Here is a 14,101-nt window from a genome sequence, read left to right as displayed (position 1 = left end):
TAGGCGCAAGATGTCCACCTTCAGCTGGAAAACAAGAATTCCTCTAATTACCTGACCGCAGACCACTTCAACCAACCGGTCACCTCATTAAATCAAGTTGCATCAACCTCCCCATGCGCCTTACGATTTAGCTGGAGCCTATCCATCGGCGAGGGTTGTTTTGTCCTATTTTGAAAACAAGTATTCACAGTTGTATTTTACCCTGATTGCCCTCCTGCTTTTCGCGGGATGCTCGGCAGATCAGGGGTCGTTCCAGATCGATTCTGTATCCCCCCAAACTCATAGCATCGCAGGCGTCGACTCCGACGGCGATGGCATAGATGACGATGACGAAGGGGCCTGGGATAATGATGGCGATTTGATTCCCAACTACCTAGACGAGGACGATGATAACGATTCGATTCCAACATCCGTTGAATATGCGGCCAGCATCGCTGCTGGGGTGGTCAACGCCGACTCGGATGCCATTCCAAACTGGTTCGATATTGACTCTGATGGCGACGGCCTCTTCGACGGTGACGAGGGCACGGAAGACTTAGACAATGACGGCCTTCCCGACTTCATTGACTCAGACGATGACGGTGATCAGATCTCTACACTTGATGAACGAAACGATGCGGCGGTGCTCGATATCTCCGGAGTAGCCAACAGCAACGACATAGACAATGACTCCCTCCTTAACTGGCATGACAATGACGCCGATGGCGATAACGTTCGGGACCAAGTAGAGGGCCGAGACAATACCGACGGTGATTCCTTTTATGATTACCTCGACACCGATGATGACAACGACGGAATCCCCACGATCACTGAGCTGGCGGACGCTGCTCCACTGGTAGACAGTGACCTAGACCAAATTGAAAACTGGAGAGATACCGACAGCGATGGCGATGGTATCTCCGACGAAGTCGAAGCCGGTCTAGATGGAGACAACGACAACATACCAGACTATTTAGATACCGATGACGATAACGATGGCATTCCCACCCTCACAGAACTTATCGCCGCCTCGCAATTCAGCGCCGACATGGATAACGACAACCTACCCAACTGGCGTGACGAAGACTCCGATGGAGACACGGCCCTTGATATAGACGAAGGTGAAAACGACTTCGATTCGGACACCAGACCAAACTACTTAGACACCGACGACGACAACGATTCGATTTCAACCGCTCAAGAGGTTTTATACGCAAACGGCAACAGTGATGTAGACAACGATAACCAACCCAACTGGGCCGATACAGATGCCGATGGAGATGGGATCGATGATGCAACTGAAGGCGTTGCAGATCGCAACGGTAACAGCATTGTAGCTTTCCTGGACCCTGATGAAGCCGTTAACCCCGGCGCAGACACAGACGGAGACACACTTTTCGATGGGGACGAAATCGCCTTAGGGACCAATACACTCCTCTCAGACTCCGACCAAGATGGGATCAGTGACGCAGTAGAAACCAATGGCGGATTATCCATTGATACAGACGAAGATGGAATATTAGACGCTCTGGACCCCGACAGCGACGACGATGGGATCTCGGACTTACAAGAAGGAACCATCGACCTCTTAAGCGACGGTACGGGTGCCTGGCGTTCGAGCGATGACGATGGCGATGGAATTGCTACAGCCACAGAGCATCAACGTGACGGTGATATCTTTGGTCACGACGTGGACCAAGATGGTATCCCCAATTACCTCGATACAGATTCAGACGGCGATGGTGAGAACGATCAAGATGAAGGACTGAGCGATGGCGATGACGACGGTATACCAGACTATCTAGATGGCACTCATGAAGACGACTCGTTAGATACTGACGGTGACGGCATCGCAAACGACGAAGAGATACAAAATCTAACGAACCCGCTCCAGACGGATACAGATTCAGATGGTCTTAGCGATAGCGAAGAAGGAACTGCCGATACCGATAACGATGGTACCATAGATGCACTCGATACCGACTCAGATAACGATGGCATACCTGACAGCGTTGAGGGAGCCAGCGATCTCGATGGAGATAGCCTAGCCAATTATCGAGACACCGATGACGACGGCGATGGTATCCCATCTGCGGAAGAACATAGCGCCCTCGCCCTACTCGCCGATGCCGATGGTGACGGACTCATTAATGCCTACGACCTGGACAGCGACAACGACGGAACCGACGATGCAACAGAGCTTCTAGCCGACCAAGATCTCGATGGAGTCCCCAACTACATTGATCCCAACGACGCCGATACTCCCGATAGCGATGCCGATGGCGATGGAATTCCCAATGCTGAGGAGTCAATTCTTGGTACCTACGCTTACGCCATCGATACGGATCAAGACGGCATCTCGGACAGTATTGAAACCCAAGGCGGTGAAACCCCCCGAGACAGTGACAACGATGGAGATATCGATGCTCTCGATACCGACAGCGACAACGATGGAATCCACGATCAGATCGAGTCCAGCACCATTGATAGCGACGAAGATGGCACACCCAACTACCGCGACACCGATGATGATCAAGACGGCATCCCCACTGCCATAGAATACGCATTTAGCCTTCGCTTTGGAGCAGACATCGATGGAGATGGTCGAGACAATCACCTCGACACCGATTCAGATGGTGACACCGTTTCCGATGAAGTGGAATCCTACCAGGATGTGGATGGGGATAGTATTGTCGACTTCCTAGACTCCGATGACACCAATGGCAGTCAGGCCGACCAGGATGTAGATGGGCTTAGCAGTGCTCATGAATATCGGCTGGGTAGTATGCCAACAAACCCCGACTCAGACGGCGATGGTATCAATGACGGGACCGAAGTTGGAACCGACCTAATGAACCCGCAAGATACCGACGGAGACAACACGCCCAACGTTTTCGATACCGATGATGATAACGACTCTATCCCCACTTCAGACGAATATCAGATGGGGCAAAGTATAGGTTCAGATGATCCCGACGAAGACGGATTGGTCAGCTGGCTAGATCTAGATTCTGACGGAGATGGTATCCCGGATAGTGATGAAGCGACTCTAGACGAAGATGGAGATGGACTGGCCGATTATCTAGATGATGACCGTGACAACGACGGCATAGGAGACACAGAGGACAACTGCCCTGATGTGTCCAACAGCGATCAAGGGGACTACGACGGAGATAGCCTTGGCGATGCTTGCGACCCGCCTGAATCAGCATGCTCGGATGGACTCGATAACGATTCTGATGGCGTCTTGGATTGCGACGACGAAGATTGTTTCGGTGACCCTGTTTGTGCAAACCCCAGACTGGGGGAAGGTTATGAAAGTCTAGGCAGCTCGTGCGCCAGCACCGATGGTAGCCAAGTGCTTTGGTTTGTCCTAATTTTTGGTCTTCTTGCGCTGCAGCGAAAACGCATTAACCATACGCTCATCGGCGCTTTGCTCATCGGCCTAGCTTTCTCAAGCTTTCAAGAACAAGCCTACGCACAATCTGACAGCATTGATTTGGACCCGTTCTCTCAGCTACCGGCCAACAGCGCCAACATTGGGAATGTAGCAACCAGTTCAACTGTTCCTAATTTGAGACTGGTTATTGGAGTAAGTCTTAAATATTCGGACAAGCCGCTAACCATTGGTTTAAGCGATGGCAGTGCCGGTGATGCAAACCCGAGAGTTCCCGAGCTTACCCGTGTTATTGGGTCGCAACTCAAATTAGATTTCTCAATCACTCTCGGTATATTGGACTGGGTTGACATTGGCGTCTCCATTCCGACCATCAACAACCTTGATGTAAATGGTTCAAGCTTAGGACGAACCCAAACAGAATTAGGTGGGTATGGCTTAGGCGATATCAAACTGGCTCTACGTACACGTCTACACCCTGAAAAGGCACTCGGAGATTTTGGGCTTGCGGCCTTGGTGGTGGCTCACCTACCAACCGGAAACCCCACAGGTTTAAGAGGTGAAGGCGAAGCTGTCATCAACCTTCCTCGAAACCCCGATGCCACACCTCAGACCCAAAGCAGTTTTCGTGTAGAGCCACGGATTGTGGCCGATGTGGTTATGGAAGGAGCTCGGTTTGCGGTTAACCTTGGATACCAAATACGCCCCACCGTTCAGATGTTTGATGCTCTTGCCAGCAATACTTTCACTTATGGATTAGCACTCGAGTCCCCAGTTTGGGATGCGTGGCAGTTAGCAGCAACCCTAAACGGAGCGATGGCCACCAAAGATTCCATCAACCCAAACGACACTGAAAATCCTTTAGAAGGCCACAATACCTCAGGCACCGACATCGCCCTGCTCGTTTCTCATACCGGTGAGTCCGGTATCCAGTACACTTTGTCAGCCCAATCCAGCCTAAGCGATGGACCTGGTTCCTCTGGACTTCGAGTTGCCGCCGGCCTTCGCTACGACTTCGACATGATTGACCCAGACAACATTGATACCGACGGAGACGGACTGAGAGATGGCTTGGACCACTGCCCTGGCGTTCCAGAAGATGCCGACGGGTTTGCGGACGACGATGGCTGTCCAGAACTCGACAACGATATGGACGGGATCGCCGACACAGAGGATAAATGCCCCGACCTCTCCGAGGATCTAGACGGGTTCGAGGACACCGACGGTTGTAACGACCCGGACAACGACAACGATCTCATTCCCGATGTTAAAGACGAGTGTCCCGGGCAAGCGGAAGATAGAGATGGATTTGATGATTCCGATGGCTGCCCTGAAGTCGACAACGACTATGACGGCGTTTTAGATGCCGATGACAAGTGCCCTATGGAAGCCGAAGATATGGACGGGTTTGAAGACAGTGACGGCTGCCCTGAACTCGATAACGATAAAGATGGGACACTCGACACCGATGACTCCTGCCCATCAGACCCTAAGAATCAGTGTATCGCGGCCCGTCAAGGAGACTTCATTCGATTCCACGGAAAGATTCTCTTCGAGCTCGGGAAGGCGAAGCTCTTATCCCAATCACTCGGGATTATTGAAGCCGTGATCGAGGTCCTACGCAACTCAGACGACATTCGTCTGGTTGAAATCCGAGGCCATACCGATAGCTCCGGCGATGCGGAATACAACCGTTCGCTTTCGCAATCGCGTGCTGAATCAGTCATGAAATACATGATTGGGGCCGGTATTTCGGCCAAACGATTACGAGCTGTAGGTTACGGTGAAGAGAAGTCATTACGTTCCAATGACACTGAGACTGGCCGCGCCGTAAACCGCCGCGTCGAATTTCAGATTATTCGGTTGGATTGACGGAGGCATTGGTGAACTTTCTTTTCTTTACACTCATCACGGCCTCCATCGCCACCACGCAGCCCGCGGGTTTGTTTCTGGGTGATTTGGCTCCTCCTGTAGGAGGCGTTAATTCAAACGGCCAAGAAGAAAATATCGCATTCAGTGGGAAGCCTATGGTGATTGGGTTTTATTCATCATGGGATGCCGAAGCGCAGGCATTCTTGGTTCGGATGGACAAACTTTCAAAATCGTACGCAGGTGCGGATATCGGCGTTGTAGCCATTGCAAAAGAACAAGGTAAATCGGCGCTGGCTGCCCCTGTTCCAGGAGCGATGCTCAAACAGTTGGCTGACCCCTTCGGCGTTGTATCAAACCGCTACATGGTCCAAACCACACCCCAGGTGTTCATTGTAAGCGCTAAGGGTTACCTCGTTTTCAAAGGCGGCCCTCAAGATCTAAAAGAGCTTGACGAAAAAATATCGCAGCTAACCAACTTGGCACCAGCTGGTATCGCCGACCTTGAGTTCAAATCAAAGGTTAAAACCGCAGCCATGAGGTTCGCCAGAGCCCCAGCAGCTAAGGAGGCATCCAATAGATGGCGTCCGTTGGCCCTGCACATGGGACAAAGCGCTCAGGTGCCTATAAGAATGTTTCAGGAACCCGGTTACCAAGAGTTTCAAGAAGGAATCCGCAGCGGCGCTTATGAGATATTCAATGCTGGCCCGACCCTCTGCTATTTAGGACGAGAACAATACGAACCACTTGCCCTTATTGAGCGTGCCGGGAAACGTTCTTATACGGGAATTACGTTTGTATCCCGTTCAAGTAAAATTAAGTCCATCTCCGACCTCCGTGGAAAGAACGTTGGAATGGTTTCACCCAACTCCACCAGTGGTGGAATATACCCACGAAAAATGATGCTTGATGCAGGACTTAAGCCCAGCCGAGATGTGCGTATCAAATGGTTTGGCAGCCACGAAAAAGTCGCTGAAGCTGTGAAACGAAGGTGGGTTCATGCTGGTGCATGTTTCGACGACTGCCGCGACCTCGTGTGGACAAGAACCGCTGAAAAACATCGGGCAACTCGTATTCTAGCCTACACACCGCCTATCCCAGGTGAAATGATTATGGTTCGTAAGAATCTACCGCCTGCGATCAAGGCCGCTCTTAAGAAGTCACTGCTTCAAGCGGCTATGCGGGTTGGGCTCCTCCAACAAATCTCAGAGAACGAGTTACCGATCTCCGATATCGTGGAGGCGGTAAGTACTGATTTAAACGCTATAGGCGCTGTTCTCGAACAAGTTGAACAGGAAAGTCGCGACTAACCATCTTCGCTGGCTTTGCTTCTCACATTCACCCGTGAATCAAATGACAAGAGCGAGCCTCGGCTGAGGTGACTTACTCCAAGGTCCTCCCTCAATTATTCGAAACGCTCAAAATTGGCCCAAAACCATGGAAAACCTTGTGGCCGAACCCATTTCGCACCGTAATCCCATGATCTTGAATTGACCAATTGGACCGCTTTGATTAGACCACTTCAATCTTTCATGGGGAATTAAGAGAATGAAACTTAAAGATATCAGGGTATTAGCCTTTTTTATGATTATCATCGGATGTGGACAATCGCACCGTCCGGCTACTTATCCGGAAAACAACGATGCTATGGGTCAGGACGTTCCCAGCAATAGCGAAAACAGCGATGCCACCGACCCAACCGAGCCTGATGAAGGTGTTCCCCATTGTGAACCGACAAGCGCCGACCTCTCAGATTCCACCGATGAATCCGATGCGTCAAACCCTGGCACCGGGGGCGACGATGATGAAACAGATATTACCGATATCTCAGATCCAAGCGGCGACACAGATACCCCAGAATCCGATCCAACCGAACCAGATGAAACGGATACAGGGGACCCCTTCGAAACACCCGCGCCAGGCACCTACTCCTATGAGCGAATAGCCCTGGCCGGATTCGACTCGGCGCTTCGCGTCGTTTTTCACCCAAGCGGTGACTATGCTCTCATCTTGTCGCGGTATGACACGATACATATCTACGACTGGCAAACCCAAACCACCACCACAATCCCAGTCGGTGCCAATCACAAAATGCTACTCACGGATGTAGTGTTTTCTAGCGATGGCAACAGTGCATGGATCACAGCCACGGACACCCAAAATGGTTCTACCGCCATGGTACTCCGGTTCGACCACGCCAGTTACCTAGCTCGTACCGAAGAGAGCGATCCTGCCGAATTGGTCAGCACATTTAGCCCCACCATTTCGGGTCAATCGGCAAAAGCAATCGCCCTTCCCTGGGACAACTCCTATCCAATTGTGGCACTTCAATCGGGGCAAAGTGGGAACTATATTTGGACCCTTCGTCGATTTCACCCGATTACTGGTGAGTTCGAAACTCTTAACACCTCCACCTTCGCCAGCGCACCTGCGGAGGATATGGCCATCGTCAATAATGAATTTGGTGCATGGGGCGTTCTTGTTGTTGGAGGCTCTACAAATGCAGATACCAAGTATTACACTGAACTCGGAGGCCAAGGAGAATGGCGCTCCAACCTAGGAAACATTGGAAATGCCAACAGAGTCGAAGCGTATCCAGGCGGTGAATATGCATTGGTTGTCAGTTGGTCAGGGCGTTCGATTTACCGTTTTAAGCACGGAGAATTTGCTGCCTATAACGACGCCCCTCGCTTTGCATCCCAGGGCATCTGGGATGTCTCATTTCAGGATGACGGCCGCCGGGCTCTAATCAGTGGACGGGCATCCTCTAATGGATCTGCGGGAACAGCCCTGGAATACCGACATGACCTCTATAGCTGTCCCAATACAACTTCATCTTGCGGGGCTGCCGCTATCACCGATGTTTCTATCGGGGGATTTAATGATGCTCCATGGCAAGCCGATAGCAACACCTATCTCTTCGATACAGCATTCCGGCCAGGCTGCGATGGAGGGCTCCTGGTGGGCGGTTACAATAACAGCTCCGACACTGGTTTTCTCGGCGAATTTACAATTGAAAATGCGAGGGACTGCAGAGAGAATTGAGCTTGGCTCGATAAAGTCTCCTATATACGGTGAACCGCTTATTGAAGCGGCAATTCACCCGACATAGGAATTCGTCCTAATAATATATCCTTCATCATGACCCAATCTGCGACCAAGCTATAGAGCGGATACTTAAAAGTAGCGGGTCTGTTCTTTTCGAAAAAGAAATGACCAACCCAAGCAAACCCATACCCTGCTACGGGCATCAGAATAAACAACTGCCACCTTCCCATAACAAGTGCCGCTGCAAGTACCGTGAGAACACAAAAGCTACCCATGAAATGCAGAGTCCTGCACGTCCCATTACGGTGCTCATTAAGATAAAAAGGGTAGAAATCGTCGAAAGTTTTGTAGCGCTCATCCATGAAAATAGACTTAGAGAGCGTTCCGTCTAAGTGCAAGCCATACACAGCGCTTAGCCCCTGAACTCATTGGTTCTTCAACAGTTCTCGTGTTTCAGCATTGACTCTTTTGATATTCCACACTTTTTAGCATCAAAGAAGCTTCATTTACCCGAAGAAAAGAGCAAGAGAGACGGCTCTAATGAGACCAGAATTAGTCGAGCGGGCTCCCTACCTGTTGTGTCCGATGCCCTCTAAGCCCTCAGTTCACGTGTATCTTGAGACCTTTAGATTGGAGGGTCCAGCTTTACAAAGTAAGCCAGGGCCATAAGCACTGCAGCGAGATGGTCACCAAATTCCTCCCTGACGCTTGGATGAATCCAAATGAAGCGATCATGAGTTAGCTGAATCGCGGCTACCGCATCACTGTCTCGGTAGATGATATAGCCATATGGGCTTGGGGGCTTAAATATCGAAGTGGCTGCGGCCGTGTACTGAGAATAAATTGAAAACTGATTCTCTCCAAAAGTTGTTAAACCGTTCATGCCCTCCTCTTCCATGATTGAATCAATCTTGCCCTCGACGCCACCGGTCACTGGATTTAAAATTCCGCATTTGAGAATGGTCTTATCTCGGGAATGTTGAACACCAAGCACAGTGGAACCACTCTCATCAAAACGCGTAAAGCATTCAACACGGTGCTTCACTTCATTCTTAAGCATGAGATTAAAGAGGTATTCATAACTGATTTTCACCTTATGGCTTGAGATCCATCTCCCTTTCTTCTCCGTACGGTTCTTATCGTAGAGTTCTTTCGTAACCTCTTTCACAGCCCAATCTTCGAAGTAGTATTCCATAGTAGAAAAAAAGCCACCGCTGGTCTCTACTGAAAGCTGTGACTCGTTGAGGCGCTGAGGAAGCCTCATCGTGGTACAGCCACTGAACACAATTGCCATGCAGCAGACGAAGAGACCATGACCGAAACGCCGAAGAAAATCTGTCACAGAAAAGCACATTCATTCACTCCAAATAAGAATTTTTTTTGAGAAAAATCAGAAGACACGAGCGTGTGTATATCTGAGTTCTCAGTCCAGTGAATCTACATCTACCGCATGAAACGGCGGATTCTGCTGGCCGTGGGCATCAACGCATCATCCCACTAAAAAACGGATAACAACCTTTCAATTGGCAACAAATAGCATTGTTTCAGAATACTCTAAAGTCGAATTAAAATACTATAAAGTCCGAAATCGGCCCTATCTCAGGCAGTTTTGAGTCAATTTGAGCATGTTCTAGAATAAAAGTCGCGTATTGGTTACTTGGCTACCCAGAAACATCGAAAACCCCACGCCAAGTATTACTCAACGATTCCAGTAGACTCGTGGCTATTTGACGACTCCTTGAATCTCAATCCAGAATATATCCCTTTGGACGAAATCCCACAATCGCTCGCTTAACGCGATTTTGATTGTCGTTTTGAAACCCGGGGTGTAGGAAAGCCCTGCAAAAGGCTCAACCGAATCCCCCCCAATCGGAGATAACAATATGAAGAAAAATAGCCTAAGACTTGGACTATGTTTAATCGCTGCCGCAGCACTGGGAGCTTGTCAGTCTTCAGAACCAGAGGTCGCTTCGATCGGCTCTTGCAACTACGTTAATCCCTTTTCCTCAAACTCCGAATGCAAATTATACACGGGACTTGCCTGGACTGCCGAAAGCGCGTCCACGGATTGTACAACTGGCCCTTTCGGTACCCCGGGTGAATGGACCCAAGATGGCACATGCAATCTCGATCCATTACTTGGTACCTGCTTTGTCACCCCTGCCGATGCATTGGATTACATACTCACACTCGGCGGCGATAACCCGCGTCAATGCTCCGCTGGTGCTATGGCATGTACGGCATTCGCAGGAGGAACCTTTGAGGCCTCGGACAATTGCAGAGGCTACGACACAGCACCCATGTCCGGCGAACCTGGCGAAGACACGGTTTTTCAATGGCCAACAAAAACCTGTAAACCCGCTCTCGAAGGTGAACCACCGGGACAAACCAATGGAGAAGTTTGTACTTGGAACCTTATTTCTGCAGCCACCGAAGAAGGACGCCGCTACGTCGACTATGGCGACTGCAACATCGTTCACACCAACCGCCCCTATTACCCGCTAGCTCCTTGGCAAGAGCCACCTACAACAGACCCTCGCCTGGATGATGAAGCCTGGTTAGCAGAGTCAGACTGGGTTGTGTCTCAGGCTCGTGCCAGTGCATGTGTTTGTTGTCACGGCCTTGCAGCCACGCCACAAGGACCGTCGCGTTGGTCCATCGATGCTGGACCACTCTGGGTTGATACCATGAGCGATGAAGCGATTGTCTTATTTGCCGGCCACACCGACTCAAGTATTTTGGGAGCTTTCGACCCTGCCGACAACAACGGCTTTGATAGAGTCCACAGCGCATTACCTACGACCGATGTTGATCGCATGCTCGCATTCTTCCAGGGTGAACTTGAACGGCGTGACATCACTGATGGTTATATCGACAGTCTGCCAAATGTTGGAGGCCCCTTGCTTATGCAGATGGCCTATATCCCACAGGAGTGCGGCGAAGACGAAGGCATAGATGAAGACGGCCGCTTAATTTGGAAAGGCGGGGCAGCTCGGTATCTGTATGTATTAGAAGCAACCGCCGGAAATCCAGGTTTACCACCCAACTTCGATATTCCAGAAGGAACTCTTTGGAGAGCAGATGTTGCTCACGACGTGAAAGCATTCGATTCGGGAGTGGTTTATGGAGAGGCTCCAGAAGGGGCACACCAATACTACCCAGATGCTCTCCCCCCTCAGGCATTAACACCCGGTAAGCAATATTATCTGCATGTGCTTCGAGACGTGGCAATTCCGGTCGCGCGGTGTCTGTTTACCGCTCAATAGCAGAAGGTTACGCAGGTGTGACCGGGTCACTCCCCAGCTCCGGAGTCAAGAGCGCCGATAAAGCCCCGGCTAGATTCACCGGTATTTTGTAGCCGAGCTCCGCTACATCAATGTTCTGTAAGCCACTAAGACCTGCCGTACTCACTCGAGATCCCCAAGATGTCCGAAGGCTGCTTAACGAGTAAGGCATACCATAGTTTGGTCCGGCGCTTGTCATGGTAGCTGTTCCTTTGACAAGGTCCGACATTGAAACACTCATTTCAAATCCAGCTAAAGAACCACCATGAAAGTATCGTTTCACAATAGCGCGGCGGTGGTCATCAAAAACTGGCGCAAAAAATACGGTTGAAAGCCAACAACCGCCCTTAGGTTGAAGGTCCGTTTTATTACCAACCGACATCGCCGAGCTTGATGATTTAGGGCAAAGGTAAGCCGAGTCATAGGCACCGCCAAACTCACTGCCAAGGTCCATCGCAGTATAAACCAAGTAACCATATAGATCCGTGATGATTTCATCCATGTAGCAATAACTGCCCGGGCCTTTAAAAATGGGTTGGTCGTCGGCTTGAAGTCCTACGGCATTATGTGAAACCGCATGCAAAAATTCGTGAACCATCGTTGAAACGAGTTTACATTCATTCACATCACCGTCCACAAACCAATCCCCGCAATCCAATCGCACATGAACTTCATTGGCAATTGCAAAAGCAGGAGATCCAAAGCTGCTTCCTACATCAGGCGAGTCCGGGTGAGACTTATTGTAGGCATCGGCGAAAGTTTCGATCCCGTTATGAGGAATAAACTGCGGGACTCTTATCGTCTTGGTTTGACTGGTTGACGCTTTAATGGCCGCAGACGTGCAGCCTTGAAGGTCATCTAAAAAGTCACTGCTTTCGAGCCATTTACGTAACACAGGGCCAACACCGGGCATGAATTCAACCTCTCACTAAAAGGAAAACTTAATGTTCATGAGGGGAAACATTTTCAAGGTAACCTCAAAAACCTAATTCTTAACACCGAACGCCTCAGGAGTATTAACTATCTAGCAAAAGTTGGCCTCAATCCACAAAGACTTCGCAGTCATTAAACAGGAGATGAAGAAAACTTCAACTTTCTACCCAATTGTAACGGCTTGCTAACACCGTGCTAAACCACTTCACACTGAGTTCAGGTGATATTGATAAAGAGCTACACTCAAGGCGTTACCCAATTTAAAACCAACGTCTTCAAGGGTGCCAATATGCTTGAATCCCATTGAACGATGAAGATGCAAGCTAGCTTCTTGCTGCAGGGCAATTCTAGAGACGAGTGTTTGAATTGTGGCGTGTTTTTTTAGATTGGTGAGTGCGTGGCTAAATAGCACCCGCCCCACGCCCTTGCCTTGGTATGACCCTAAAACGTAGAAGCTAAACTCCGCACAACGCTCGTACGCTAATTTGGGATCGAAACGGCTAACGCCCGCCCAGCCAACAACCGCTCCCCCTGAATGTAAATCTCGAGCAACCCAAATTGGATAGGTCTGGCTTTCACTCTCAAGAAATTTTCGATGCCAATAGGACAAGTCAGGAATAGACGTGTCAAAGGTGGCTACCCCCGCTCGTACTTCGTGTGCGTAATGTTCGGCGATAGACGGCAGGTCGTCTTGAGTTACGGGTGTTAGTTCTAACCATCCCTTATATATTTGATTGTTCGTGCTCACCTGATGTGAACCCTTCTTTAGATTGGCGTAAGAAAGAGCTAGTATGCCCGAATAAAACGCACCGCTCCACCGGGAATACAACACCTCTCACCTACATCTTTCACTCAAACGACAACCATCACACTCTATCGAGCTTAAAGAGACACGAATTCCTTGGCTCAAAACCTACAGGGTATTAGGATTCGAGTAACGACTCACTAACCTCAGCCGGCGTAGTTTATGCGGATACCCAACCTACGATATCGAAAAAACGCTAGGCCCTCCGCTCCCAATACATTTCGCCCCCTGGAGGTCTTCAATCGAAAGTCCAATGTTCCAGATGGGCGAAGAATTGTTATTGTAGGTGCTGGTTTAGCAGGAATCAGCATGGCCTGGTTACTTCAGAGACGGGGTTTCAAAAATATCGTTGTCCTGGAGTCGCAAGAACGGGTGGGAGGAAAGATTTACTCATACGAGCGAGACGGGATCCCACATGAGCTGGGTGCCTGCTATACCCAACCTGCGTATCATAGCATCCACGAGCTTCTTCATAACTTCAACCTACATGCTCCGGTCCCGGTCGCCGGGAGAACCGTCTACCGCGATTCAGGCAAGCCCATGGCCTTTGGTGACGATGTCATCAAACAGATCAGACAAACAATGGGCGGATTTTGGAAAATCTTGCCCAAAAAGGCGATTGGCTTCCGGGTCGTTCTAGAACTTCAAAGATACAAACGCATCCATAGAAATATTCTTGGTTCCTACATCGGGCAACTCCCACCCCGGCCACCGGAAAATATCTTGCGCGACTTATCCGCTCCCTTCCTTAGTTGGCTAAAACATTATGAGCTAGATTTACTGGTC

Annotated in this window: 9 protein-coding genes; 5 read left to right on the top strand and 4 right to left on the bottom strand. The window is 49.9% G+C overall.

Annotated elements, in window-relative coordinates; genetic code table 11:
- Positions 1-97 precede the first annotated feature (97 nt).
- The 3 genes from HOK28_10250 to HOK28_10240 all read left to right on the top strand — a co-directional run bounded on the left by HOK28_10250 (position 98) and on the right by HOK28_10240 (position 8,290).
- The gene (locus HOK28_10250; protein MBT6433463.1) at positions 98-5,248 is read left to right on the top strand and encodes an OmpA family protein; all 5,151 of its coding nucleotides are present in this window, start codon (positions 98-100) and stop codon (positions 5,246-5,248) included.
- An 11-nt stretch (positions 5,249-5,259) separates the two neighbouring features.
- A complete protein-coding gene (gene phnD, locus HOK28_10245) occupies positions 5,260-6,555 on the top strand; it encodes a phosphate/phosphite/phosphonate ABC transporter substrate-binding protein (protein ID MBT6433462.1) in 1,296 nt (431 codons plus the stop codon).
- Between the two features lie 238 nt (positions 6,556-6,793).
- The gene (locus tag HOK28_10240) at positions 6,794-8,290 is read left to right on the top strand and encodes a hypothetical protein (protein MBT6433461.1); all 1,497 of its coding nucleotides are present in this window, start codon (positions 6,794-6,796) and stop codon (positions 8,288-8,290) included.
- A gap of 38 nt (positions 8,291-8,328) precedes the next feature.
- Here the strand turns inward: HOK28_10240 and HOK28_10235 are convergent, their stop codons facing one another.
- Positions 8,329-8,655 (bottom strand): DUF962 domain-containing protein, encoded by a 327-nt coding sequence (locus tag HOK28_10235; protein ID MBT6433460.1) that lies wholly within the window; start codon positions 8,653-8,655, stop codon positions 8,329-8,331.
- A gap of 263 nt (positions 8,656-8,918) precedes the next feature.
- On the bottom strand, positions 8,919-9,647 hold the full coding sequence (locus tag HOK28_10230; protein MBT6433459.1) for a hypothetical protein: 729 nt from the start codon (positions 9,645-9,647) through the stop codon (positions 8,919-8,921).
- Positions 9,648-10,176: 529 nt separating this feature from the next.
- Here HOK28_10230 and HOK28_10225 point away from each other — a divergent pair.
- Positions 10,177-11,559 (top strand): proteinase inhibitor, encoded by a 1,383-nt coding sequence (locus HOK28_10225; protein ID MBT6433458.1) that lies wholly within the window; start codon positions 10,177-10,179, stop codon positions 11,557-11,559.
- Positions 11,560-11,566: 7 nt separating this feature from the next.
- Here the strand turns inward: HOK28_10225 and HOK28_10220 are convergent, their stop codons facing one another.
- Positions 11,567-12,490 (bottom strand): hypothetical protein, encoded by a 924-nt coding sequence (locus tag HOK28_10220; GenBank protein ID MBT6433457.1) that lies wholly within the window; start codon positions 12,488-12,490, stop codon positions 11,567-11,569.
- Positions 12,491-12,715: 225 nt separating this feature from the next.
- The gene (locus HOK28_10215; GenBank protein ID MBT6433456.1) at positions 12,716-13,258 is read right to left on the bottom strand and encodes an N-acetyltransferase; all 543 of its coding nucleotides are present in this window, start codon (positions 13,256-13,258) and stop codon (positions 12,716-12,718) included.
- Between the two features lie 366 nt (positions 13,259-13,624).
- On the opposite strand from HOK28_10215, the gene HOK28_10210 reads away from it, so the two are divergent.
- A partial coding sequence (locus HOK28_10210; GenBank protein MBT6433455.1) for an NAD(P)-binding protein occupies positions 13,625-14,101 on the top strand: 477 nt, incomplete at its 3' end.

The organism is Deltaproteobacteria bacterium, assembly GCA_018668695.1.
Taxonomy (GTDB): Bacteria; Myxococcota; XYA12-FULL-58-9; order XYA12-FULL-58-9; family JABJBS01; genus JABJBS01.
This window is presented reverse-complemented; position numbering and strand designations above follow the sequence as displayed.